Origin of the sequence: Serratia sp. LS-1, from assembly GCF_003719595.1 — a bacterium.
GTDB lineage: Bacteria > Pseudomonadota > Gammaproteobacteria > Enterobacterales > Enterobacteriaceae > Serratia > Serratia ureilytica.
In genome coordinates this window covers 3,376,390-3,400,235 of the sequence record NZ_CP033504.1, presented here as the reverse complement: position 1 = coordinate 3,400,235, position 23,846 = coordinate 3,376,390, and the positions used below count along the sequence as shown (strand labels likewise).

Genomic DNA, 23,846 nt, shown 5'->3' with positions numbered 1-23,846 from the left:
AGACTACTATCGCGATGAGGCGCAGGCTCTCGGAGTTTTATCCTATCCTAGACGACTATAGCACAGCTGTTATGGAGTTATCAGCACCCCGGCACGCCTTTCGCACTGCCGCAGCCTGGCCGCGCTGGCGGGGTTTGGCCCTGATCAAGTACACTGTCGCCGGATAATAACGAGGTCACCCATGGCGCTGAAAGCAACCATTTATAAAGCCGCGGTCAATATTGCTGATATGGATCGTCACTTCTACCACGACGCCACGCTGACGCTGGCGCAACACCCGTCCGAAAATGAGCAACGCATGATGCTGCGCCTGTTGGCCTGGATCTGCCACGCCGACGAGCGGCTGGTGTTCACCAAAGGGCTGAGCGCCGACGACGAGCCGGAGATCTGGCAGCGCAACGACCACAACGGGCTGGAAATGTGGATCGAGATGGGATTGCCCGACGAGAAACGCATCCGCAAAGCCTGCAACCAGTCGCCGCGCGTGGTCTTGTACGCTTACGGCGAGCGCGCCGCGCACGTTTGGTGGCAGGCGATGCAGGGAAAAGTGGCCGGCTACAAGAACCTGAGCGTGCGCTTCCTCGATGACGAACAGCTGGCGCGCCTGACGGCGCTGGCCAGCCGCACCATGACGCTGCAGGCAACGCTGCAGGAGGGAACTATTTGGCTGTCTGATGCTCAGAATAGTCTGGAAATCCAGTTTGCCGAGTGGCAGCAGGCACAGGTGTGACCGGTGCTGGAACTGTCAAGAAACGTAGCCATACCGGATAATGAGCTGGAATTGACGGCGATCCGCGCGCAGGGCGCGGGTGGCCAGCACGTGAACAAAACCTCAACGGCGATCCATTTGCGCTTTGACATCCGGGCATCCAGCCTGCCAGAGTATTATAAGGAAAGGCTGCTGGCGCTGAATCATCATCTCATTACCGCTGATGGCGTAGTGATTATCAAGGCGCAAGAGTATCGCAGTCAGGAATTGAATCGCGAAGCGGCGTTGGCCAGATTGGTCGCGCTGATTCAGCAGGCGATGGTGGTGGAAAAAATGCGCAAGGCGACCAAGCCGGCCAAAGGGGCAAAATTGCGCCGTTTGGAAGGCAAGGCGCGTAAGGGCGCCACCAAGGCGCTGCGTGGCAAGGTTCGCACTTAGGAATACATGAACACAGTAGGAGAATAACTGTGAAGAAAATTACGGTAGCCCTGTTCTTGGCGGCAGGCGCACTCTCGTTGTTGGGATGCAACAATCATTATCAACCGAAGGAACAACCGCTGCAGGCGATGCCGCAGAGTTATCAAGGGCTGTTGCCTTGCGCCGATTGCGGCGGGCTGGATACGGCGCTGTTCCTGGATGAGGACGGCACCTTTGTGCTGCAGGAAACTTATCGCGGCACCAAAGACGGCGATCAGACCTTCGCCGACTACGGCAAATGGGCGCGCACCGCGGATAAGCTGGTGCTGACTGACAGCACCGGGGAAAAACGCTACTTCCGCCCGGTGGGCAAGAGTCTTGAGATGCTGGATCGCAGCGGCGCGCCGATCGCCTCCAAGCTGAATTATCGTCTGGAGCCGGTCGAGAAGCCATTGCCTAAAACGCCGATGGTGATGAAAGGCAGCTACACCTATATGGCCGACGCGGCGGTGTTCAAAGATTGCGCCACCGGCATCACGTTCCCGGTGGATAACAACATCGCGCTGGAGCAAGGTTACGCCAAAGCCAATAAGAATGCCGGTGAGCCGGTGTTTCTGACTTTCAACGCGCACTTCAGCGTGCAGCCGTCGATGGAAGAGGGGCAGATAGAGAAGGCGGTGGTGCCGGACGGTAAAATCGCGTTCGACCGCAGTAAAAGCTGCAGCAACAACTAACTTCCCCTGTCCCCATGGACATAAAAAAACCCGCCTAGGCGGGTTTTTTATTCGCTGACGGGCGGTGTTCAGCGTTTGATCTGGCCCAGCAGGAAATCAACGATTTCACCGGTTTTGATCATTTGCTTCTCGCCGACGCGGCGGTTTTTGTACTCGATCTCTTCGTTGTCGAGGTTACGGTCGCCGATAACGATAGAGTGCGGCACGCCGATCAGCTCCATATCCGCGAACATCACGCCCGGGCGCTCTTTGCGGTCATCGAGGATCACGTCGATGCCGTGGGAGCGCAGGGTGTTGTACAGCTCTTCGGCCAGCGCCTGCACGCGGAACGACTTGTGCATGTTCATCGGCAGAATAGCGACCTGGAACGGCGCGATGGCGTCCGGCCAGATAATGCCGCGTTCGTCGTGGTTCTGCTCGATGGCGGCGGCCACGACGCGCGTCACCCCGATGCCGTAGCAACCCATGGTCAGCACCTGGTTGCGGCCGTCTTCACCCTGTACGGTCGCTTTCATCGCTTCCGAATACTTGGTGCCGAGCTGGAAGATATGGCCCACTTCGATGCCGCGTTTGATCAGCAGCGTGCCCTGACCGTCCGGGCTGGCGTCACCTTCCACCACGTTACGGATGTCGGCCACCTGCGGCAGCGGCAGATCCCGCTCCCAGTTGATGCCGAAGTAGTGTTTGCCGTCGACGTTGGCACCGGCGCCAAAGTCGCTCATCGCCGCCACGCTGCGGTCGGCAACCACCGGCATCTGCAGCTTGACCGGGCCGAGGGAACCCGGGCCGGCGCCGACGATGGCGCGGATCTCTTCTTCAGTGGCGAAGGTCAGCGGCGCGGCAACCTGCGCCAGCTTCTCGGCCTTGATTTCGTTCAGCTCGTGATCGCCGCGCACCAGCAGGGCGACCAGTTTATGGCCGCTCTCTTCGGTGGCGCGCACCATCAGCGTCTTCACGGTTTTTTCCACCGGCAGCTGGAATTGCTCGACCAGCTCGGCGATGGTTTTGGCGTTTGGCGTATCCACCAGGCGCAGCTCTTCGCTGGCCGCCGCGCGCGGCGCTGCCGGAGCGACCGCTTCCGCCAGCTCGATGTTGGCGGCGAAGTCGGAACCGGTGGAGAACACGATATCGTCTTCACCGCTGTCCGCCAGCACCTGGAATTCGTGCGACGCACTGCCGCCGATCGAGCCGGTATCGGCCTGCACCGGGCGGAAATCCAGGCCCATGCGGCTGAAGATTTTGCTGTACGCTTCGTACATCGCGTCGTAAGTCTCCTGCAGAGACTCCTGCGAGGTATGGAAGGAGTAGGCATCCTTCATCAGGAACTCACGGGAACGCATCACGCCGAAACGTGGGCGCACTTCATCACGGAACTTGGTCTGGATCTGGAAGAAGTTCAGCGGCAGCTGCTTGTACGAGCTGATCTCGTTGCGGATCAGATCGGTGATCACTTCTTCATGCGTCGGGCCCAGCACGAAAGGACGGTCGCCGCGGTCGACGAAACGCAGCAGCTCGGGGCCGTATTGCTCCCAACGGCCGCTTTCCTGCCACAGGTCGGCAGGCTGAACCACCGGCATGGACACTTCGATCGCGTTAGCATTGTTCATTTCTTCGCGAACGATGTTTTCAACCTTTTTCAGAACGCGCAGGCCGGTCGGCAGCCAGGTGTAAAGACCGGAGGCCAGCTTGCGGATCATCCCGGCGCGCAGCATCAGCTGGTGGCTGATCACTTCGGCGTCGGCAGGTGTCTCCTTCAGAGTGGAGAGCAGATATTGGCTAGTACGCATGGTGTTTTGGTTCCGTTAGAACTGCAAATTGCATCGGGCTGCCAGAGTGGCGGCCAAAAAGTGATTTAGTTTACCAGCGCGAGCGGGTCGCCAAAAGAGAGGCGGCGGAATTTTAACGCGGGTCGAGCGACAGCACTTCGGTGTGGCCGTCCACGACGCGCCAGCGCACGTTGAAATCCAGCAGCCAGACGGCGTAATCCCGTTCGACGTCCTCTCCTTTACGATAGGCGGGACGGGGGTCCTGTGCCAGCACCTGGCTGATAAAACGCCTTAATTGCGGGTAGCGCGCCTGATGTTGCTGCAGCTGCTGTTCCGCCTGCGGCGCGAAACGCACCGGCATATCGCCGGCGGGCGCGGCCTGGGCAAAGCCGGCGCGGGCCTGCGGTTGGCTCTCGGCGAACGGCAGATAAGGCTTGATGTCCACCACCGGGGTGCCGTCGACCAGATCGAGGCTGCCCAGTTCCAGCGCCACTTCCCCGTTTTTCACCCGTACGCCTTTGAGCTCAATGAGCGACATGCCGAGCGGGTTGGGGCGGAAGGTGGAGCGGGTGGCGAACACGCCCATGCGGGCATTGCCGCCTAAACGCGGTGGGCGTACCGTCGGGCGCCAGCCGCCTTCCATGGTTTGATGGAAAATGAACATCACCCACAGATGGCTGAAATCGCTGAGACCGCGAACCGCTTCCGCCTGGTTGTAAGGCGGCAGCAGCAGCAGTTCGCCGCCACCGTCTTCGACCAGCCCCGGTTGGCGGGGCACGGCGAATTTCTCTTTATACGGCGAGCGGATCACGCCGATCTGCTCAAAAACGAATTCGGTCATTTAGACGAGACGTTAAGCGCCGAGCCCTGGCAAACGGCCTGCTGGTAACAACCGGCGACGCCGCTGACAATCTGGCAGTCGTGCAGCAGCACGGCGTTGGCCTTCATGTAAGACGCACGGATTTGCATGCGTTTACGGGCGGTAGCCAGATTCGGTGGGGAGTCTTGTACGGTGGTTTGGCACGATTCGCCGGACACTTCACCCAGATCGCGGAATGGTTTACCCACGAGTTCTTCTGCACTTTTATACAGTTTTACCGGAGCGGGGCGGGCGGCCGGCGTGGTCTTGGCCGGGGCGGTCGTGGTCGGCTTGCTGGTGCTGTTTGTTGAGGATGGCGCGATACGTTGCGATGAACATCCGGCCAGCGCGAGCGCTAACAAACAGAGAGGTAAAACACGCATTGAGATTCCTCTGCCTTAATGAAAGTGGCGCTATTGAAGCAATCTATGGCGGAAATAACAAGACGGGCCTTGGCCCGTCTTGCAATTATAGGAATAAAATTGGTGAATAAGCGCTTACCAGCCTTTCACGGCACCGCCGTTGAAGATTTTGTTGGCGGCGGCGTCAACTTCGTCAGACTGGTAGGCCTGAACGAATTTCTTCACGTTTTCCGCGTCTTTATTATCTTCGCGCGCAACCAGCAGGTTGACGTAAGGCGAGTCTTTATCTTCCACAAACAGACCGTCTTTCGCCGGCGTCAGGCCGATCTGGCTGGCATAGGTGGTGTTGATCACCGCCAGCGCGATCTGCTGATCGTCCAGAGAGCGCGGCAGCTGAGGGGCTTCCAGCTCAACCAGCTTCAGGTTTTTCGGGTTCTCGGTCACGTCCAGTACGGTCGGCAGCAGGCCAACGCCGTCTTTCAGTTTAATCAGACCGACTTTCTGCAGCAGCAGCAGCGAACGGCCCAGGTTGGTCGGATCGTTCGGCAGTGCGATCTGAGAACCCTCTTTCAGTTCGTCCAGCGATTTGATTTTTTTGGAGTAACCGGCGATCGGGTAAACAAAGGTGCTGCCGACCGGCACCAGCTTGTAGCCGCGATCTTTGATCTGCTGATCCAGATAAGGTTTGTGCTGGAAGGCGTTCAGGTCGATATCGCCTTTGCTCAGCGCTTCGTTAGGCAGCACGTAGTCGTTGAAGGTGACCAGCTCAACGTCCAGACCGTATTTCTCTTTCGCCACTTTCTGCGCCACTTCGGCCACTTGCTGTTCAGCGCCGACGATCACGCCGACCTTGATGTGGTTTGGATTCTTTTCATCCTGGCCGCAGCCCGCCAGAGCCAGAGTGCCGATCAGTGCGCCAATTGTCGCGATGGATTTAAATGTTAACGACATATCCCTTCCTCATTAGACTCGCATTAATATGCTGTGAAACTATTTATGGGTAACGGCTTTGACGATGCGATCGCCGCAGAATTGGATCAGATAAACCAAAACTACCAGTAATACTAATACGGTATTCATAACTGTGGCGTTATAACCGATATAACCGTATTGGTAACCGATTTGGCCCAGGCCGCCGGCGCCGACCGCGCCGCCCATGGCGGAGTAGCCCACCAGGGTGATCAGGGTGATGGTCGCGGCGTTGACCAGGCCCGGCAGGGCCTCCGGCAGCAGCACTTTCTTGATGATCTGCATCGGCGTGGCGCCCATGGCGCGCGCCGCTTCCACCAGACCGGACGGGATCTCCAGCAGGGCGTTTTCCACCATGCGCGCGATGAACGGCGCGGCACCGACGGTCAGCGGCACGATCGCCGCTTGCAGACCGATCGAGGTGCCGACGATCATGCGGGTAAACGGAATCATCCAAACCAACAGGATAATGAACGGGATGGAACGGAAGATGTTCACCAGCCCGGACAGGATTTTATACAGCGAATTGTTGGCGATGATCTGCCCCGGGCGGGTGACATACAGCAGCACGCCTACCGGCAGGCCGAGCACGAAACCGAAAAAGCCGGAGACAAAGGTCATCATGACGGTTTCCCACACGCCACGCGCCATCAACCACATCATTGCCTCAGACATAACCCAGAACCTCTACTTTTACCTGATTTTCTTGCAGGAACTTAATCGTTGCCAGCGCGTCTTCGTCGCTGCCGTGCAGCTCCGCCAGCATCACGCCGAATTTCACGCCGCCGGCATAATCCATCTGGGCGCTGATAATGTTGTTGTTCACGTTGAAGCGGCGAGCGGCTTCAGACAGCAGCGGCGCATCGACCGACTGACCGGTGAACTCCAGGCGCAGCAGCGGCTGACGGTCGCCCTGACGCTCCGGCGACAGGCGCGCGGCGTAGTCGTCCGGGATATCCAGATGCAGCGTGGACTGAATGAACTGTTGGGCCAGCGGCGTTTTCGGGTGCGAGAACACTTCGCTGACGCTGTCTTTTTCGATCAGCTGCCCCTGGCTGATGACCGCGACCTGGTCGCAGATGCGTTTCACCACGTCCATTTCATGGGTGATGAGCAGAATGGTCAGGCCCAGACGGCGGTTGATGTCTTTCAGCAGTTCCAGGATGGAACGGGTGGTGGCCGGATCCAGCGCGCTGGTGGCCTCGTCGCACAGCAGCACTTTAGGGTTGCTGGCCAGCGCGCGCGCGATCGCCACACGCTGTTTCTGGCCGCCGGACAGGTTGGCCGGGTAGGCGTCGTGCTTGTCCGCCAGGCCGACCAGTTCCAGCAGTTCGGTCACGCGCTTTTTGATCTCGGCGCGCGGCGTATTGTCCAGCTCCAGCGGCAACGCCACGTTGCCGAACACCGTACGGGAAGAGAGCAGGTTAAAGTGCTGGAAGATCATGCCGATTTGGCGACGGGCGCGCGTCAGTTCGCTTTCTGACAGAGACGTCAGATCCTGGCCATCGACCAGCACCTGGCCGGAGGTGGGGCGCTCAAGCATGTTGGCGCAGCGGATCAGCGTGCTTTTACCGGCGCCGGAGGAACCGATGACGCCATAGATTTGCCCGGCAGGAACGTGAAGGGTCACGTCAGAGAGCGCGGTAATGGTGCGCGAACCCTGCTGGAACACTTTAGTGATGTTAGAAAGTTTAATCATATTCTTCTTATTTTAGCGTGGTTGCCCGTGGCTAGATAAAAGTAAACCTCGGCGTGGAACCAAGGTATGCCTCAGATGTTAAGGCGTCTAGACGTCTAAGTCAACGACCAACGACGTTCTCCGGCGTTCTCAGCGTGGGGTAAAACATGCGATACTGTTAGCGTATACAGGCCCTCAGGAGCAAAGCGGTGACACAAAGCGTTCCAGCAATTTTTCTCGATCGTGACGGCACGATTAATGTTGACCATGGCTATGTCCATGAAATCGACAACTTCCACTTTATCGACGGCGTGATCGACGCCTGTCGCGAGCTCAAAAAGATGGGCTTCGCGCTGGTGATGGTGACCAACCAGTCCGGCATTGCGCGCGGCAAGTTCAGCGAAGACCAGTTTATGTACCTGACCGAGTGGATGGACTGGTCGCTGGCCGATCGCGACGTCGACTTCGACGGCATCTATTTCTGCCCGCATCATCCGGAGGCAGCAGTAGAAGAGTATCGCCAGGTGTGCGACTGCCGTAAGCCGCAGCCGGGCATGTTGCTGCAAGCGCAGCAGGAATTGAACATCGATATGGCCGCTTCTTATATGGTGGGTGATAAACCGGAAGACATGCAGGCGGCGATCGCGGCCGGCGTCGGCACCAAGGTGCTGGTGCGTACCGGCAAGCCGGTGACGGAGCAGGGCGAAAAGCTGGCCGATTGGGTGCTAAATAGCCTGGCGGACCTGCCGGCAGCCATCAAAAAGCGGGTTTAATAGGCGTTACGAATGAATAGTGAGCGGTCAGATAAAAAATGCAGATTATCGCTTGTCATTCTGAACCGGCTCCCTATAATGCGCCTCCATCGACACGGAGCATGTGAACAACTTCACAGAGTCTCCGGGGGTCGCAGAGAAAAAATCCTGAAAATTAGGGTTGACTCTGAAAGAGGAAAGCGTAATATACGCCACCTCGAGTTAGCAAGCGAAAGCGCCTAACTCACTGCTCTTTAACAATTTATCAGACAATCTGTGTGGGCACTCCACAAGACGATATCCAGCATCTTCGGATGCAAAAAAATATCAAGTCTTGAAGAGTGACTAACTGAAGTAAAATTCATGCAGTAAATCTTTGAGCATCGCTTCTCGAGTGGAAGCACATCAAGCTTTTAATTGAAGAGTTTGATCATGGCTCAGATTGAACGCTGGCGGCAGGCTTAACACATGCAAGTCGAGCGGTAGCACAGGGGAGCTTGCTCCCTGGGTGACGAGCGGCGGACGGGTGAGTAATGTCTGGGAAACTGCCTGATGGAGGGGGATAACTACTGGAAACGGTAGCTAATACCGCATAACGTCGCAAGACCAAAGAGGGGGACCTTCGGGCCTCTTGCCATCAGATGTGCCCAGATGGGATTAGCTAGTAGGTGGGGTAATGGCTCACCTAGGCGACGATCCCTAGCTGGTCTGAGAGGATGACCAGCCACACTGGAACTGAGACACGGTCCAGACTCCTACGGGAGGCAGCAGTGGGGAATATTGCACAATGGGCGCAAGCCTGATGCAGCCATGCCGCGTGTGTGAAGAAGGCCTTCGGGTTGTAAAGCACTTTCAGCGAGGAGGAAGGTGGTGAGCTTAATACGCTCATCAATTGACGTTACTCGCAGAAGAAGCACCGGCTAACTCCGTGCCAGCAGCCGCGGTAATACGGAGGGTGCAAGCGTTAATCGGAATTACTGGGCGTAAAGCGCACGCAGGCGGTTTGTTAAGTCAGATGTGAAATCCCCGGGCTCAACCTGGGAACTGCATTTGAAACTGGCAAGCTAGAGTCTCGTAGAGGGGGGTAGAATTCCAGGTGTAGCGGTGAAATGCGTAGAGATCTGGAGGAATACCGGTGGCGAAGGCGGCCCCCTGGACGAAGACTGACGCTCAGGTGCGAAAGCGTGGGGAGCAAACAGGATTAGATACCCTGGTAGTCCACGCTGTAAACGATGTCGATTTGGAGGTTGTGCCCTTGAGGCGTGGCTTCCGGAGCTAACGCGTTAAATCGACCGCCTGGGGAGTACGGCCGCAAGGTTAAAACTCAAATGAATTGACGGGGGCCCGCACAAGCGGTGGAGCATGTGGTTTAATTCGATGCAACGCGAAGAACCTTACCTACTCTTGACATCCAGAGAACTTTCCAGAGATGGATTGGTGCCTTCGGGAACTCTGAGACAGGTGCTGCATGGCTGTCGTCAGCTCGTGTTGTGAAATGTTGGGTTAAGTCCCGCAACGAGCGCAACCCTTATCCTTTGTTGCCAGCGGTTCGGCCGGGAACTCAAAGGAGACTGCCAGTGATAAACTGGAGGAAGGTGGGGATGACGTCAAGTCATCATGGCCCTTACGAGTAGGGCTACACACGTGCTACAATGGCGTATACAAAGAGAAGCGACCTCGCGAGAGCAAGCGGACCTCATAAAGTACGTCGTAGTCCGGATTGGAGTCTGCAACTCGACTCCATGAAGTCGGAATCGCTAGTAATCGTAGATCAGAATGCTACGGTGAATACGTTCCCGGGCCTTGTACACACCGCCCGTCACACCATGGGAGTGGGTTGCAAAAGAAGTAGGTAGCTTAACCTTCGGGAGGGCGCTTACCACTTTGTGATTCATGACTGGGGTGAAGTCGTAACAAGGTAACCGTAGGGGAACCTGCGGTTGGATCACCTCCTTACCTAAAGATATTAGTTCGAGTGGCGTGCTCACACAGATTGTCTGATGAAAAAGTAACGAGCAAAAGCGTCATAAAAGTACGGTGTCGTGTCCCCTTCGTCTAGAGGCCTAGGACACCGCCCTTTCACGGCGGTAACAGGGGTTCGAATCCCCTAGGGGACGCCAAGCTTCCGACCCACCCGGTGAAAGCGGCGGTCTCAAGTATCTGACGATACACCATATCTTAAAGATGACTTCCGAGTCATGTTTAAGATATTGCTCTTTAACAATCTGGAACAAGCTGAAAATTGAAACATGACGGCTGAAATTTATCCCTCCGTAGATGTATTGGGATGAAGAGTAACCTGTCATAGAGTCTCTCAAATGTTTGCAGCGCGAACGATGGAAACATCTTCGGGTTGTGAGGTTAAGTGACTAAGCGTACACGGTGGATGCCTAGGCAGTCAGAGGCGATGAAGGGCGTGCTAATCTGCGAAAAGCGTCGGTAAGGTGATATGAACCGTTATAACCGGCGATACCCGAATGGGGAAACCCAGTGTGTTTCGACACACTATCATGTCATGAATACATAGTGGCATGAGGCGAACCGGGGGAACTGAAACATCTAAGTACCCCGAGGAAAAGAAATCAACCGAGATTCCCCCAGTAGCGGCGAGCGAACGGGGAGGAGCCCAGAACCTGAATCGGCTTGTGTGTTAGTGGAAGCGTCTGGAAAGTCGCGCAGCAAAGGGTGATAGCCCCGTACACTAAAATGCACAGGTCGTGAGTTCGATGAGTAGGGCGGGACACGTGACATCCTGTCTGAATATGGGGGGACCATCCTCCAAGGCTAAATACTCCTGACTGACCGATAGTGAACCAGTACCGTGAGGGAAAGGCGAAAAGAACCCCGGCGAGGGGAGTGAAATAGAACCTGAAACCGTGTACGTACAAGCAGTGGGAGCACCTTCGTGGTGTGACTGCGTACCTTTTGTATAATGGGTCAGCGACTTATATTTTGTAGCAAGGTTAACCGTATAGGGGAGCCGTAGGGAAACCGAGTCTTAACTGGGCGACTAGTTGCAAGGTATAGACCCGAAACCCGGTGATCTAGCCATGGGCAGGTTGAAGGTTGGGTAACACTAACTGGAGGACCGAACCGACTAATGTTGAAAAATTAGCGGATGACTTGTGGCTGGGGGTGAAAGGCCAATCAAACCGGGAGATAGCTGGTTCTCCCCGAAAGCTATTTAGGTAGCGCCTCGTGAACTCATCTTCGGGGGTAGAGCACTGTTTCGGCTAGGGGGCCATCCCGGCTTACCAAACCGATGCAAACTCCGAATACCGAAGAATGTTATCACGGGAGACACACGGCGGGTGCTAACGTCCGTCGTGAAGAGGGAAACAACCCAGACCGCCAGCTAAGGTCCCAAAGTCATGGTTAAGTGGGAAACGATGTGGGAAGGCATAGACAGCCAGGATGTTGGCTTAGAAGCAGCCATCATTTAAAGAAAGCGTAATAGCTCACTGGTCGAGTCGGCCTGCGCGGAAGATGTAACGGGGCTAAACCATGCACCGAAGCTGCGGCAGCGACGCTTAGGCGTTGTTGGGTAGGGGAGCGTTCTGTAAGCCGTTGAAGGTGGCCTGTGAGGGTTGCTGGAGGTATCAGAAGTGCGAATGCTGACATAAGTAACGATAAAGCGGGTGAAAAGCCCGCTCGCCGGAAGACCAAGGGTTCCTGTCCAACGTTAATCGGGGCAGGGTGAGTCGACCCCTAAGGCGAGGCTGAAAAGCGTAGTCGATGGGAAACAGGTTAATATTCCTGTACTTGGTGTTACTGCGAAGGGGGGACGGAGAAGGCTAGGCTGGCCGGGCGACGGTTGTCCCGGTTTAAGCGTGTAGGGGGTGTGACCTGGTAAATCCGGTTGCATACTAACCCTGAGGCGTGATGACGATGCACTACGGTGCAGAAGTAGTTGATGCCCTGCTTCCAGGAAAATCCTCTAAGCTCCAGGTAACATTAAATCGTACCCCAAACCGACACAGGTGGTCAGGTAGAGAATACCAAGGCGCTTGAGAGAACTCGGGTGAAGGAACTAGGCAAAATGGTGCCGTAACTTCGGGAGAAGGCACGCTGGCATGTAGGTGAAGTCCCTTGCGGATGGAGCTGAAGCCAGTCGAAGATACCAGCTGGCTGCAACTGTTTAATAAAAACACAGCACTGTGCAAACACGAAAGTGGACGTATACGGTGTGACGCCTGCCCGGTGCTGGAAGGTTAATTGATGGGGTCAGCCGCAAGGCGAAGCTCTTGATCGAAGCCCCAGTAAACGGCGGCCGTAACTATAACGGTCCTAAGGTAGCGAAATTCCTTGTCGGGTAAGTTCCGACCTGCACGAATGGCGTAATGATGGCCAGGCTGTCTCCACCCGAGACTCAGTGAAATTGAACTCGCTGTGAAGATGCAGTGTACCCGCGGCAAGACGGAAAGACCCCGTGAACCTTTACTATAGCTTGACACTGAACATTGAGCCTTGATGTGTAGGATAGGTGGGAGGCTTTGAAGCGTGGACGCCAGTCTGCGTGGAGCCATCCTTGAAATACCACCCTTTAATGTTTGATGTTCTAACTCGGCCCCATAATCTGGGGTGAGGACAGTGTCTGGTGGGTAGTTTGACTGGGGCGGTCTCCTCCCAAAGAGTAACGGAGGAGCACGAAGGTTAGCTAATCACGGTCGGACATCGTGAGGTTAGTGCAAAGGCATAAGCTAGCTTGACTGCGAGAGTGACGGCTCGAGCAGGTACGAAAGTAGGTCTTAGTGATCCGGTGGTTCTGAATGGAAGGGCCATCGCTCAACGGATAAAAGGTACTCCGGGGATAACAGGCTGATACCGCCCAAGAGTTCATATCGACGGCGGTGTTTGGCACCTCGATGTCGGCTCATCACATCCTGGGGCTGAAGTAGGTCCCAAGGGTATGGCTGTTCGCCATTTAAAGTGGTACGCGAGCTGGGTTTAGAACGTCGTGAGACAGTTCGGTCCCTATCTGCCGTGGGCGTTGGAAGATTGAGAGGGGTTGCTCCTAGTACGAGAGGACCGGAGTGAACGCACCACTGGTGTTCGGGTTGTCATGCCAATGGCATTGCCCGGTAGCTAAGTGCGGAAAAGATAAGCGCTGAAAGCATCTAAGCGCGAAACTTGCCTCAAGATGAGTCTTCCCTGGGCCTTYAAGGCCCCTGAAGGAACGTTTAAGACTAAGACGTTGATAGGCTGGGTGTGTAAGTGCAGCGATGCATTGAGCTAACCAGTACTAATGATCCGTGAGGCTTAACCTTACAACACCGAAGGTGTTTTTAGAGAGATTTTCAGCGACGTTCCAAGATTGGTTCTGATGGCTTCATGGAAGTGAAGCGGTTGGAATGAAACAGAATTTGCCTGGCGGCAATAGCGCGGTGGTCCCACCTGACCCCATGCCGAACTCAGAAGTGAAACGCCGTAGCGCCGATGGTAGTGTGGGGTCTCCCCATGCGAGAGTAGGACACTGCCAGGCATCAAACAAAGCAAAAAGCCTCATGCGAAAGCATGGGGCTTTTTGTTTTGTCTGTTATCTGGCGTTCTGCTCGAGCATGGGCATGCGAAAGGCCCGTCGGGAACGGGCCTTAACGCCGCGTGCGGCGGCCCCGGAGGGGAGAGTCTCAGGATGAGACGAATTGTGTAGGACACTGCCAGGCATCAAATAAAGCCGAAAGCCCTGAACTGACGTTCAGGGATTTTTGCTGTGCGTAAAATGGAAAATCCCCGTTGTAATCCGCTTCAGCTTTCATCGTACTGTTTAATATTCATCACAAAACCAACGCATTGTTTCTCTGAATGTCAGATATTCTTCGTCCGCTATTAAGTTTGGCTGTTAACTTATAAATAACAATAAAGTAACAACCAGGGCGGCAGGAAGCCAAATTTCATCATTGTTATGGCTCGGAGAATACATCATGACAGAAACAACATCGGCTCTTGGGGATGAGCACGGCGTCGAACAGGGGGCGCTGGATAACAAGAAACGCATTTTCGCTATCGTCGGGGCTTCATCAGGCAATCTGGTGGAGTGGTTTGATTTTTACGTTTACTCCTTCTGTTCCATTTATTTTGCCGCCTCGTTCTTTCCAGCGGGCAACAGCACCACGCAGCTGCTGCAAACCGCTGGTGTTTTCGCCGCCGGCTTCTTTATGCGACCTATCGGCGGTTGGCTGTTCGGCTATATTGCCGACAAGCATGGCCGAAAAAACTCCATGCTGCTTTCAGTCTGCATGATGTGCGCCGGATCGCTGGTGATCGCCTGCCTGCCGACGTATGAATCGATCGGCAGCTGGGCGCCGGCGTTGCTGCTGATCGCCCGCCTGTTCCAGGGGCTGTCGGTAGGGGGAGAATACGGCACCAGCGCGACCTATATGAGCGAGGTGGCGATCAAGGGGCGACGCGGCTTTTACGCCTCGTTCCAGTACGTGACGCTGATCGGCGGGCAACTGTTGGCGTTGCTGGTCCTGGTGATCCTGCAGCAGATATTGCCCGCCGAAGAGCTGAAAGCCTGGGGATGGCGCATTCCGTTTGCCCTGGGGGCCGTGTTGGCGGTAGTTGCGCTGTACCTGCGCCGTTCGCTGAATGAAACCTCCGATGCGAAGACGCGTAACCACAAAGATGCCGGTTCGCTGACGGGCCTGTGGAAAAATCGCAAGGCGTTCCTGATGGTGCTGGGCTTTACCGCCGCCGGTTCGCTGACCTTCTACACCTTCACCACCTACATGCAGAAATATCTGGTGAATACCGCCGGTATGGACGCCAAGCTGGCCAGCGCCATCATGACCGTCGCGCTGTTCGTCTTTATGCTGCTGCAGCCTGCGGTAGGCGCGTTTTCGGACAAAATCGGCCGTCGCAGCTCGATGTTGATCTTCTCGGCCTTTGCCACGGTGTTGACGGTGCCGATCCTGTTCGCTCTGAAAGAGGTGAGTAATCCTTATATGGCGTTTGGCCTGATCGTGCTGGCGCTGTTCATCATCAGTTTTTACACCGCGATCAGCGGGCTGCTTAAAGCCGAAATGTTCCCGCCGGAGGTACGTGCTTTAGGGGTGGGCTTGTCTTATGCGGTGGCGAACGCCATGTTCGGCGGCTCGGCGGAATATGTCGCGCTGTCGCTTAAATCGTTTGGCGTGGAGAACGCTTTCTTCTGGTATGTCTCCGGCATGTGCCTGCTGGCGCTGCTGGTCTCGCTCCGGTTGCATCGCAAAGGCAAGGAGATACAGCTGTAATAAAAACCCCGGCCTTGGCCGGGGTCAGCATACCGCTTACAGGATACGGCTGATCAGCCGATCGATACGGATACGGCGCAGACGCCGAATCAGCTTACGCACCTTGATCGGATACTGCTGAATGCTTTGCAGTTCCTGATAATGGCCGACTACAGTGGTATGAGTACGGATGCATTCCAGCTCTTTCTGCCGTTGCTCGCGCAGCTCTTGCTTGGGATCGTGGATCAGAATGGCGTTTTCCAGATCCAGCCGCCAGGCGCGCGGGTTGAGGTTATTGCCGGTAATCAGCTGCCACTCTTCGTCTACCCACATGCCTTTCAGGTGATAGCTGTTATCGCCATCCTTCCACAAACGCACGATCAGTTGGCCGGTGTCGATGTAACGCTGCAACCGGCTCAGGAAGCGGCGCAGGTTGATCTCATACAGGTAGGGCAGCGCGCCGATGATTTTGAACGGCTGGTCTTCCGGAATATAGAAATCGTTGGCGGTTTTATCGCCGACGATGATTTCCACCTGCTTGCCCTGTCGCAGCAGATAAATGATGTTGCGCACCAGCAGCGCCGGCAGGTTGAAATAGGGAGTGCACAGCGTCAGTTTCTGGTCGGTGCATGACATCAGGTGATGAATGGTTTTATTCAGCACGCTTTGTTTGCCTAGCCCAACCATCGGCGTCACCGCCAGCTCATCGTTGCCGGCCTTGCCGCGGAAGTGGTAACCGGCGCGGCGCAGGGCGAAACGGAACAGACGGGTTTCGTTTTTGATCTCCGGGCTTTTCGGCCGATCGCTGCGATCCAGGCGTTGTACGGCGCCGGCGGTGAGCAGATGCTGCTTGATGTAATCGATCAGGGTATCGGCCAGCACGCCGTTGGTGATCAACTGGTAGCGATCGTAACGGTATTTCTCATGCTGATGCAGATAGACGTCGTTGATGCTGGCGCCGCTGTAGATAACGGTATCGTCGACCACAAAACCTTTCAGATGCAATACGCCCAGTGCTTCGCGAGTATTGACCGGTACGCCGTAGATCGGCACCGACTGTTCCGGATGCTGGCTGGCCATGGCGCAGTACCAGTCGGCGTTGGTATTGGCGGCGGCGGCGCCGATGCGCCCGCGCTGTGCGCGGTGCCAGTCGACCAGCACGCAGATTTCCAGCTCGGGCCGCCGCTGTTTGGCTTGATACAGCGCGTTGAGGATCTCACGCCCGGCGTCGTCATGCTCCAGATACAGAGCCACCAGATAGATACGTTGGGTGGCGTTGGCGATGGAATCCAGCAGCGTGGCGCGAAAGTCGGACGGCGCGTACAGAGTACGAACATCAGCAACCGTCTGGGGGAGTTTGGGCAGTTGTGCAAGGTGTTGTTGATGTTTGCTACGTTTAAATTTTGACAACATCACAGTGCGCTTCTTCTCTCATGATTGATGGCCGGAACGCCACAGACTTAAAAACAATAAACCGAATAATCGGGCGATAATACCATTAGTTGCCTCGATTGTGCGTATGTTTTGGCGTTAAGTGGTGGATTCGTAGCGCATTGCGACGCAGGTCACTGCGCGTCGTCGGCCTGCAGCGGCAGCGTCAGATTGACGATGCCGTCCTCAAGCTGCACCTCGATGCCAAAGCCCAACCGCTGCGCCAGCGCGATCATGCCGCGGTTATTCGGCATGGTGATACCGCTCAGGCGGGTCAGGCCATGCGCGCGCGCATAGGCGATCATTTTCTCCAGCAGCTGGCGGCCGAGCCCCACGCCTTTCAGGTCGGAACGTACCAGCACGGCGAATTCGGCGTCGGTGTTGTCCGGATCGGACAGCGCGCGGGTCACGCCGATAATCTCATCTGCCCGCACCGCCACAAAGGCCATTTCCCGATCGTAGTCGATCTGCGTCATGTTGGCCAAATCGTCATGGGTAAACTCGTTGATCTCGCTGAAGTAGCGATAATAGAGGTCTTCCTTGGTCACCCGGTCGATGAAATGCTTCAGCGCCGGCTCGTCTTCCGGCAGGATAGGGCGGAACAGGCATTGGCTGCCGTCTTTCAGCGCGATGGTCTCTTCCAGCTCATGCGGATAAGGCCGAATCGCCAGCCGCGCCTGCGGATCGCCGCTGAACGGTGCGAGCTGCATCGAAACGTCCAGCAGGGTGAACTCGCTGCCGGAAGCCAGCACCGGGTGAATATCCAGCCGGGCGATCTCAGGGCAGTCAAGGATCAGGTTGGAAACCTGCACCAGCAAGCGGCTCAGCCCGGGGATATCTAAAGGCCGCAGTGCGCTGCGCCCGCGGATCTTGCCGCCTTTCACCGCCTGCAGCACCAGATAACGCGCCAGCGCCATATTCAACGGCGGCAGCGCGACCGCGACCTGATTTTCCTGGCGCCACTCTACGCCGCCTTCACCCAGCATGATCAACGGGCCGAAAATGGCATCCTGCTCCACGGCGATGCGCAGCTCCTGGGCGCCGGCGCGGTTGGCCATGCTCTGCACCAGCAAGCCGTGGATGCGCGCCTGAGGATAGGTACGCTTCACGCGGTCGAGGATCGCCTCCGCCGCGCGTTGCACTTCGGTCGCGGTGCGCAGGTAAAGCATCACGCCCTGAACTTCCGATTTGTGCGGGATATCCGGCGAGCGCAGCTTCAGCGCCACCGGGTAGCCGATCTGCTCGGCGATGTGCACCGCTTCGGCGCTGTCTTCGGCGATCCAGGTCGGCAGGGTGCTCAGATCGTAGGCCTGCAGAATGGATTGCACCTCGTGGGTATCCAACTGGGTGGCGCCTTCGGCCAGCGCCTGATGGATCAGGCGGTGGGCATCGGCGGTATTGGCGGTCAGGCCGACCGGCAGCGCGGGCGTCTCCTTCAGCTGCTTCTGGTTGCGGCGGTATTCCACCATATGCATAAAAGCGGTGACCGCGCCTTCCGGCGTGCGGTAAGTCGGAATGGCGGCCTCGGTAAACAGCCGGCGTGCCTCTTGCGAAGAGTATTCGCCGCACCAGTTGGTCAGCAGCGTGATGCGCTTGCCGCGCGCATGACGATGCAGCGCGTCGATCAGCCGCTGCGCCGTGGCGGTGCCGGGCGCAGCCGCGCTCGGCGCGTGGATCAGCAGCAGCGCGTCATAGTCGTGGCTGTCGAGCAGCGCTTCGAGAGCCGCCAGATAACGCTGCGGCGTGGCGTCGTCGCGCAGGTCGAGCGGGTTGCCGGCGCGAATGAAGTCCGGCAGCGCGTCGCTCAGCGTCGCCAGGCTCTCCTCGCTCAGCGTCGCCAGCTTGCCGTTGCGGCCGAGCAGTTCGTCCAAGGCCATCGCCGCCGGCGCCGCCCCGTTGCTGACGATCATCAACCGTTCGCCGCGCAGCGGATGCATATGGCTGAGGGTTTCCACCGCCGAGAACAGCTCATGGGTATCCTGGACGCGCAGCAGGCCGGCGCGCTGGATGGCGGCGTCATAGGCGGCGTCCAGGCCCAGTTGGCTGTTGAGCAGTAATTGCGCCTGTTGGCTGCGGCCGCTTTTGATCACCAGAATGGGCTTGTTGCGCGAGGCGCTACGCGAGGCGGAGAGAAAGCGCCGCGCGTCGCTGATGTTTTCCAGATACAGTAGGATGGCGCTGGTCTTGCTGTCGCGCGCCAAAAAGTCGAGCAGGTCGTCGACGTCGATATCCAGGCTGTCGCCCAGCGCGATGAAATAGGAGAAGCCGACTTCGCGCTGCTGCGCCCAGTCGAGAATGGTGTTGGCGACGGCGGCGGACTGCGAGATAAACGCCAGCTTGCCCTTTTGGATCGGCACCGGCGAGAAGCTGGCGTTGATGCCTTGCCACGGCGCCAGCAGCCCCAGACTGTTGGGGCCCAGCAGCCGCATGGCGTAACGCTGCGCGCAGGCTTTGAGCTCGGCGAACTGTTCCGGCGGCGAAGAGAGCACGATGGCGGTTTTGCAGCCGCGTTGGCCCAGCGCTTCAATCAGTGCCAGATTACGGCTGGCGTGGGTGCAGATGATCGCCAGATCCGGCGTCAGCGGCAGGCTGGCGACGTCGGGATAGGCCATGACGCCGCATACCGCCTTGTAGCGCGGCGTCACCGGCAAGATGGGCCCGCCGAAACCGCCGGCCAGCAGGTTGCTCATCATCAGGTTGCCGGCGCGGCCCGGCTGCTGCGAAGCGCCCAGCACGGCGATCGATTTGGGACGTAGTAGCGCTTCTAACCCTCGCTGGCTCATGCACGGCTCCTTTTGGCAACGTTACGCCTGATTTTAGGCGCTTTATGGCTACATTGCTGTGACCGGTGCCTCCGGTCGGGTCGGTTTTCCCGCCAGATACTGTTGACGGAAATAGCGGAAATGCTGATTCAATCCGTCGGCGGCCGGCATATCGCCCGCCTGTTGCAGCAGGGCGGCGGCCACTTCCGCCGTGCAGTGTTGCTCGGCGCGGCTGGCTTCGCGCAGCTGGTAGGCCGATGCGGCGTCGACGTTGAGTGAAAACACCGGGAATTGATTGAGATACGGGCTTTTACGGAACATTTTGCGCGCTTCCGCCCAGGTGCCGTCCAGCATGATGAACAGCGGCGGTTTGCCGCCGACGGGCAGTTCGCTGAACACCGGCCGCTCGGCGTCGGCGTAGGACGCGGGGAACACCACGTAAGGCTGCCGTGTCGGATCGTTGATGGCCGCCAGCAGGGCGGGATCGACCTCGGTACGCGACCAGAGGAACGCCTGGGTGTCCGGCAGGATATCGGCGATCAGGCGCCCGGTGTTGCTGGGCTTGAGCGGCTCTGCGCCGAACATGATCAGGCAGAAACGGCTGCCGGCCTGCTGCGGGCGAATGGTGTCGCACAGGCAGTTCTTATGCGGCAGCAGGCACCCCTGACAACGCGCCACCCGGCAACCGCGCGCCAGAAAGGGGCGGGTGGCGCGGTCTAAACGGAATTGGCGCAGGCGAAGTACGGCGTTGTCGGTCATAACGATCCTGGGGAAAAACCGTTATTGTAACGCAGAAAAAAGCCCGCCGGGAGGGGCGGGCTCGATCGGGGCGCGTTCGCGCGCGATGGCGGGATACGGCCTATACTTGCCGAATCACACTAACTCGTTGAGCCAGTTGTCAAACGGCGCCTTCGGCATCGCGCCGTTGAGCATGTCGACCATCTTGCCCTGACGGAACACCATGATGGTCGGGATGCTGCGGATGCGGAAACGTGCGCTCAGTTCCGGCTCGGCTTCGGTGTTCACTTTCACGAAGCGCACTTTGCCGGCGCGCTCTTCGGCCACGTCTTCAAAGATCGGCGCAAAGCTGCGGCACGGGCCGCACCACGGCGCCCAAAAATCGACCACGACCGGCAGATCGTCCTGCAGCAACTGGTCCAGCGTGGCGGCGGTGGCGTTGATCACTTCACCGTCGAAGAGCTCATGGCCGCAGCGGCCGCATTTCGCGTTGTCCGCCAGACGTTCTTCCGGCACACGGTTGGTGGCATTGCAAGCTGCACAAACTGTATTCATGTTGACCTCGGGTACTGAGAAAGCATGGTCCCCGCAACGCGGTTGCGGAGATGTTTCTTTAATGCTGACGATTATCGGCAAAACCCGGCGCATGAACAATGAGGTTTGTTCAATGGATGTGATAGTTGGGAGCTTTTAGCGCAAGTTGGTGGCTTCATGCACCAACATCAGGTAATCTTCGCGCCCTGCGCGTTGGTGGAGAAGACAATGAACGATTCATTTAGTGGCAAGAACGGTAAGGTCAAAGTGATGTACGTCCGCAGCGACGACGACAACGGCGACGACCGCAACAAGAATAAACGTCCGGCCGGCAAAGGCCGTCCGGCTGACGGTGCGCGCTCGGGCCGCACCGGTCAAGACAAGGCGCGCGGCGGCAATGACCGTCGCGGAGCCGATTCCCGCCGCAGTGAAAGCGATCGTCCTCGCCGTCCGGCGCGCTCTGAAGATCGCGGCGGCAACGAGTCGCCGTGGAGAACCGTGTCGCGCGCGCCGAGTGAAGAGCCGGCGTTCGATCACGGCGGCATCAGCGGCAAAAGCTTTATCGATCCGGAACAGCTGCGCCGCCAGCGCGCGGAAGAAACCCGCGTTTACGGTGAGAACGCCTGTCAGGCGCTGTTCGCCAGCCGCCCGGAAGCGATCGTGCGCGCCTGGTTCGTGCAGTCGGTCACGCCGCGCTTCCGTGAAGCGCTGCGCTGGATGGCGGCTAACCGCAAAGCCTACCACGTGGTGGATGAGGAAGAGCTGGCCAAGGCTTCCGGCACCGAGCACCACGGCGGCGTCTGCTTCCTGATCAAAAAGCGTCAGGGCCTGGATGCGCAGACCTACCTGAAAACTGCGCCGGCGACCGACTGCGTATTGGCGCTGGAAGAAGTCGGCAACCCGCATAACCTGGGCGCCATCGTCCGTTCGTGCGCCCACTTCGGCGTCAACGGCGTGCTGCTGCAGGATCCGGCGTTGCTGGAATCCGGCGCGGCGGTGCGTACCGCAGAAGGCGGTGCGGAGCACATCAAGGCGATCAACGCCGATGATTTCCTGTCGGTGCTGGATACCTTCCGCAAGGCGGGTTACACCATCGTCACCACCTCCAGCCACAAAGGCACCGCGCTGGCGCAGGCCAAGCTGCCGGCCAAGATGGTGCTGGTGCTTGGCCAGGAGCGCGACGGCCTCAGCGATAGCGCCTGGCAGCAGGGCGATATGAACGTGTCTATCGGCGGCACCGGCAAGGTAGAAAGCCTGAACGTTTCCGTGGCGACCGGCATTCTGCTGGCGGACTGGTGGCGTCAGAATCAGGCGTAATCTGTTCTACGTCGGATAAAAAAACGGGCGCCTCAGGGCGCCCGTTTCGTTTATTGAAGCTTAGTGAGCGCCGCCGCCCCCGCCGCCGCCGGAGCTGAATGGCGGTTTCGCTACCCACACCAGCGCCAGCAGCACCAGGAATACCCCGGCCGACAGCCAGAAAATCTCGTTGGCGGAGATGATCAGCCCCTGTGCCGTGATCTCGTTGGCGATGTAGGCCGACGCCTGCTGCTTGCTCATGCCGAGCTGCTCGAGCTGCCGGTACATCTCCTGCGACTGCGGATTGTACGGGTTGACGAACTCCGTCAGCTGCGCGTGATGCTGCGATTCGCGCTGCGTCCACAGGGTGGTGGTGATAGAGGTGCCGATCGACCCCGCCAGGGTTCGCGTAAAGTTCGACAGGCTCGATGCCGCCGCCATGCGTTCCGGCGGCAGGCCGGACAGCGTGATGGTGGTCAACGGCATGAAGAAGCAGGCGATGGCGAAACCTTGAACGAACTGCGGCCAGGCCGAAGCGCCGAAGTCCATGCCCGGTTCAAACGTATAGGCGCGCCAGTAGAAGCACACGGCATACATGATGAAGCTGAAAGTCACCAGCTTGCGCATGTCGAGCCGGTTGCCGAACTTACCGATGATCGGCGACAGCAGCACCGGGATCAGCCCGACCGGCGCCGACGCCAGCCCCGCCCAAGTGGCGGTATAGCCGTACACCTCTTGCAGCAGCTGCGGCAGCAGAACGATGGCGCCAAAATACAGCATGTACGCCAGGCTGATGCACAGACAGCCGATGGTAAAGTTGCGCGACTTGAACAGCGACAAATCCACCACCGGATGATCGTCCGTCAGTTCCCAGACCACCAGGAACAGCAGCGCCACGACCGCCACGACGGTCAGGGTGATGATCTCGGTCGAGTTGAACCAGTCCAGCTCCTTGCCCTGATCGAGCATCACCTGCAGCGAACCGATGCCGACGATCAACAGCACCAGACCGACGGTGTCGATCGGCTTGATCTCGGTTTTGGTTTCTCGCCCCTTCAGCGTCGCCATCGCCGCCAGGATAACGAAGGCGCCGATCGGGATGTTGATGAAGAAGATCCAACCCCAGTGGTAGTTGTCGCTGATGTAACCGCCGAGAATTGGCCCGAAGATCGGCGCGACGATCACGGTCATCGACCAGAGCGCCAGGGCCATCGCTCGCTTGGCGGGCGGGTAGTTGTTCAGCAACAGGCTCTGCGACAGCGGGATCAGCGGCCCGGCCACCACGCCCTGGATCACGCGGAAGAAGATCAGCATGCCGAGGCTGTTGGAGATGCCGCACAGCCAGGAGGCGAGAACGAACAGCGCGGTGGACCAGAGGAACAGCCGCACTTCGCCGATGCGCTTCGCCAGCCAGCCGGTGATCGGGATCGAGATGGCGTTCGCCACGCCGAACGAGGTGATCACCCAGGTGCCCTGCGAGTTGGAAGACCCGAGGTTACCGGCAATGGTGGGGATCGCCACGTTGGCGATGGTGGAGTCCAGCACCTGCATGAAGGTCGCCATGGCGAGCGCGACCGTCATCCAGGCAAGCTGGGCGCCTTCAAGCGGTTTCTGTGGCAAGATGGCCT

Annotated in this window: 17 protein-coding genes, 1 tRNA gene and 3 rRNA genes; 10 read left to right on the top strand and 11 right to left on the bottom strand. The window is 58.0% G+C overall.

Annotated elements, in window-relative coordinates; translation table 11 throughout:
* Nucleotides 1-181 precede the first annotated feature (181 nt).
* Genes EDY99_RS16325 through nlpE form a run of 3 tightly spaced genes read left to right on the top strand, consistent with a single transcriptional unit; the run spans nt 182 to nt 1,860 of the window.
* Entirely contained in the window at nt 182-730 is a 549-nt protein-coding gene (locus EDY99_RS16325) for a YaeQ family protein (protein ID WP_033644891.1), read from the top strand.
* Nucleotides 731-733: 3 nt separating this feature from the next.
* The gene (gene arfB, locus EDY99_RS16320; protein WP_123061930.1) at nt 734-1,147 is read left to right on the top strand and encodes an alternative ribosome rescue aminoacyl-tRNA hydrolase ArfB; all 414 of its coding nucleotides are present in this window, start codon (nt 734-736) and stop codon (nt 1,145-1,147) included.
* Nucleotides 1,148-1,176: 29 nt separating this feature from the next.
* Nucleotides 1,177-1,860: an envelope stress response activation lipoprotein NlpE gene (gene nlpE, locus EDY99_RS16315; protein WP_033644894.1), complete on the top strand. Its 684-nt coding sequence runs from the start codon at nt 1,177-1,179 to the stop codon at nt 1,858-1,860.
* 68 nt (nt 1,861-1,928) lie between these two features.
* Here nlpE and proS read toward each other — a convergent pair whose 3' ends face one another.
* The 6 genes from proS to metN all read right to left on the bottom strand — a co-directional run bounded on the left by proS (nt 1,929) and on the right by metN (nt 7,515).
* Nucleotides 1,929-3,647, bottom strand: coding sequence for a proline--tRNA ligase (proS, locus tag EDY99_RS16310; protein WP_033644896.1), 1,719 nt, complete (start codon nt 3,645-3,647; stop codon nt 1,929-1,931).
* Between the two features lie 112 nt (nt 3,648-3,759).
* Nucleotides 3,760-4,467 carry a tRNA (N6-threonylcarbamoyladenosine(37)-N6)-methyltransferase TrmO gene (gene tsaA, locus EDY99_RS16305; RefSeq protein WP_033644898.1) on the bottom strand — a complete coding sequence of 236 codons (708 nt, stop codon included), beginning with the start codon at nt 4,465-4,467 and terminating at the stop codon, nt 3,760-3,762.
* On the bottom strand, nt 4,464-4,868 hold the full coding sequence (rcsF, locus tag EDY99_RS16300) for an Rcs stress response system protein RcsF (RefSeq protein ID WP_025304011.1): 405 nt from the start codon (nt 4,866-4,868) through the stop codon (nt 4,464-4,466). Before rcsF ends, tsaA begins: the two co-directional genes overlap by 4 nt.
* Before the next feature lie 114 nt (nt 4,869-4,982).
* Complete coding sequence (locus EDY99_RS16295; RefSeq protein WP_025304010.1) at nt 4,983-5,798, bottom strand: MetQ/NlpA family lipoprotein; 816 nt, start codon at nt 5,796-5,798, stop codon at nt 4,983-4,985.
* 39 nt (nt 5,799-5,837) lie between these two features.
* Complete coding sequence (locus tag EDY99_RS16290) at nt 5,838-6,491, bottom strand: methionine ABC transporter permease MetI (RefSeq protein WP_004932010.1); 654 nt, start codon at nt 6,489-6,491, stop codon at nt 5,838-5,840.
* Nucleotides 6,484-7,515 carry a methionine ABC transporter ATP-binding protein MetN gene (gene metN / locus EDY99_RS16285; protein WP_004932012.1) on the bottom strand — a complete coding sequence of 344 codons (1,032 nt, stop codon included), beginning with the start codon at nt 7,513-7,515 and terminating at the stop codon, nt 6,484-6,486. The genes EDY99_RS16290 and metN overlap by 8 nt, the downstream gene beginning before the upstream one ends.
* Nucleotides 7,516-7,703: 188 nt before the next feature.
* Between metN and gmhB the strand changes: the two genes are divergently transcribed.
* From gmhB to EDY99_RS16250, 6 genes are all read left to right on the top strand, one after another.
* The gene (gene gmhB / locus EDY99_RS16280) at nt 7,704-8,267 is read left to right on the top strand and encodes a D-glycero-beta-D-manno-heptose 1,7-bisphosphate 7-phosphatase (RefSeq protein WP_025304009.1); all 564 of its coding nucleotides are present in this window, start codon (nt 7,704-7,706) and stop codon (nt 8,265-8,267) included.
* 393 nt (nt 8,268-8,660) lie between these two features.
* Nucleotides 8,661-10,202: ribosomal RNA gene (locus EDY99_RS16270) — 16S ribosomal RNA — on the top strand.
* Nucleotides 10,203-10,290: 88 nt separating this feature from the next.
* A tRNA-Glu gene (locus EDY99_RS16265) sits at nt 10,291-10,366 on the top strand.
* 239 nt (nt 10,367-10,605) lie between these two features.
* Nucleotides 10,606-13,513 (top strand): 23S ribosomal RNA (locus EDY99_RS16260).
* 99 nt (nt 13,514-13,612) lie between these two features.
* Nucleotides 13,613-13,728: ribosomal RNA gene (rrf, locus tag EDY99_RS16255) — 5S ribosomal RNA — on the top strand.
* The 16S, 23S and 5S rRNA genes sit together here with 1 tRNA gene alongside, the layout of an rRNA operon.
* A 439-nt stretch (nt 13,729-14,167) precedes the next feature.
* Complete coding sequence (locus tag EDY99_RS16250) at nt 14,168-15,478, top strand: MFS family transporter (protein WP_033644171.1); 1,311 nt, start codon at nt 14,168-14,170, stop codon at nt 15,476-15,478.
* A gap of 36 nt (nt 15,479-15,514) precedes the next feature.
* On the opposite strand, the gene pssA is transcribed toward EDY99_RS16250, so the two are convergent.
* The 4 genes from pssA to trxC all read right to left on the bottom strand — a co-directional run bounded on the left by pssA (nt 15,515) and on the right by trxC (nt 20,943).
* Nucleotides 15,515-16,870, bottom strand: a complete 1,356-nt coding sequence (gene pssA, locus EDY99_RS16245) for a CDP-diacylglycerol--serine O-phosphatidyltransferase (protein ID WP_033644170.1) — start codon at nt 16,868-16,870, stop codon at nt 15,515-15,517.
* A gap of 152 nt (nt 16,871-17,022) precedes the next feature.
* Nucleotides 17,023-19,671, bottom strand: a complete 2,649-nt coding sequence (locus EDY99_RS16240) for a bifunctional acetate--CoA ligase family protein/GNAT family N-acetyltransferase (protein WP_033644169.1) — start codon at nt 19,669-19,671, stop codon at nt 17,023-17,025.
* A 48-nt stretch (nt 19,672-19,719) separates the two neighbouring features.
* Nucleotides 19,720-20,409, bottom strand: coding sequence for a tRNA-uridine aminocarboxypropyltransferase (locus tag EDY99_RS16235; protein ID WP_047573925.1), 690 nt, complete (start codon nt 20,407-20,409; stop codon nt 19,720-19,722).
* A 114-nt stretch (nt 20,410-20,523) separates the two neighbouring features.
* Nucleotides 20,524-20,943, bottom strand: a complete 420-nt coding sequence (gene trxC / locus EDY99_RS16230; protein ID WP_004928868.1) for a thioredoxin TrxC — start codon at nt 20,941-20,943, stop codon at nt 20,524-20,526.
* A 207-nt stretch (nt 20,944-21,150) separates the two neighbouring features.
* Between trxC and EDY99_RS16225 the strand changes: the two genes are divergently transcribed.
* Nucleotides 21,151-22,239, top strand: coding sequence for a tRNA/rRNA methyltransferase (locus EDY99_RS16225; RefSeq protein ID WP_033644167.1), 1,089 nt, complete (start codon nt 21,151-21,153; stop codon nt 22,237-22,239).
* Between the two features lie 60 nt (nt 22,240-22,299).
* On the opposite strand, the gene emrB is transcribed toward EDY99_RS16225, so the two are convergent.
* Complete coding sequence (gene emrB, locus EDY99_RS16220; RefSeq protein WP_033644166.1) at nt 22,300-23,838, bottom strand: multidrug efflux MFS transporter permease subunit EmrB; 1,539 nt, start codon at nt 23,836-23,838, stop codon at nt 22,300-22,302.
* Between the last annotated feature and the right edge of the window lie 8 nt (nt 23,839-23,846).

Coding starts and splice junctions, on each gene's coding strand:
- EDY99_RS16325 (WP_033644891.1), top strand. CDS start 182: ATGGCGCTGAAAGCAACCATTTATAAAGCCGCGGTCAATATTGCTGAT.
- proS (WP_033644896.1), bottom strand. CDS start 3,647: ATGCGTACTAGCCAATATCTGCTCTCCACTCTGAAGGAGACACCTGCC.
- tsaA (WP_033644898.1), bottom strand. CDS start 4,467: ATGACCGAATTCGTTTTTGAGCAGATCGGCGTGATCCGCTCGCCGTAT.
- rcsF (WP_025304011.1), bottom strand. CDS start 4,868: ATGCGTGTTTTACCTCTCTGTTTGTTAGCGCTCGCGCTGGCCGGATGT.
- EDY99_RS16295 (WP_025304010.1), bottom strand. CDS start 5,798: ATGTCGTTAACATTTAAATCCATCGCGACAATTGGCGCACTGATCGGC.
- EDY99_RS16290 (WP_004932010.1), bottom strand. CDS start 6,491: ATGTCTGAGGCAATGATGTGGTTGATGGCGCGTGGCGTGTGGGAAACC.
- metN (WP_004932012.1), bottom strand. CDS start 7,515: ATGATTAAACTTTCTAACATCACTAAAGTGTTCCAGCAGGGTTCGCGC.
- EDY99_RS16250 (WP_033644171.1), top strand. CDS start 14,168: ATGACAGAAACAACATCGGCTCTTGGGGATGAGCACGGCGTCGAACAG.
- pssA (WP_033644170.1), bottom strand. CDS start 16,870: ATGTTGTCAAAATTTAAACGTAGCAAACATCAACAACACCTTGCACAA.
- EDY99_RS16240 (WP_033644169.1), bottom strand. CDS start 19,671: ATGAGCCAGCGAGGGTTAGAAGCGCTACTACGTCCCAAATCGATCGCC.
- EDY99_RS16235 (WP_047573925.1), bottom strand. CDS start 20,409: ATGACCGACAACGCCGTACTTCGCCTGCGCCAATTCCGTTTAGACCGC.
- trxC (WP_004928868.1), bottom strand. CDS start 20,943: ATGAATACAGTTTGTGCAGCTTGCAATGCCACCAACCGTGTGCCGGAA.
- EDY99_RS16225 (WP_033644167.1), top strand. CDS start 21,151: ATGAACGATTCATTTAGTGGCAAGAACGGTAAGGTCAAAGTGATGTAC.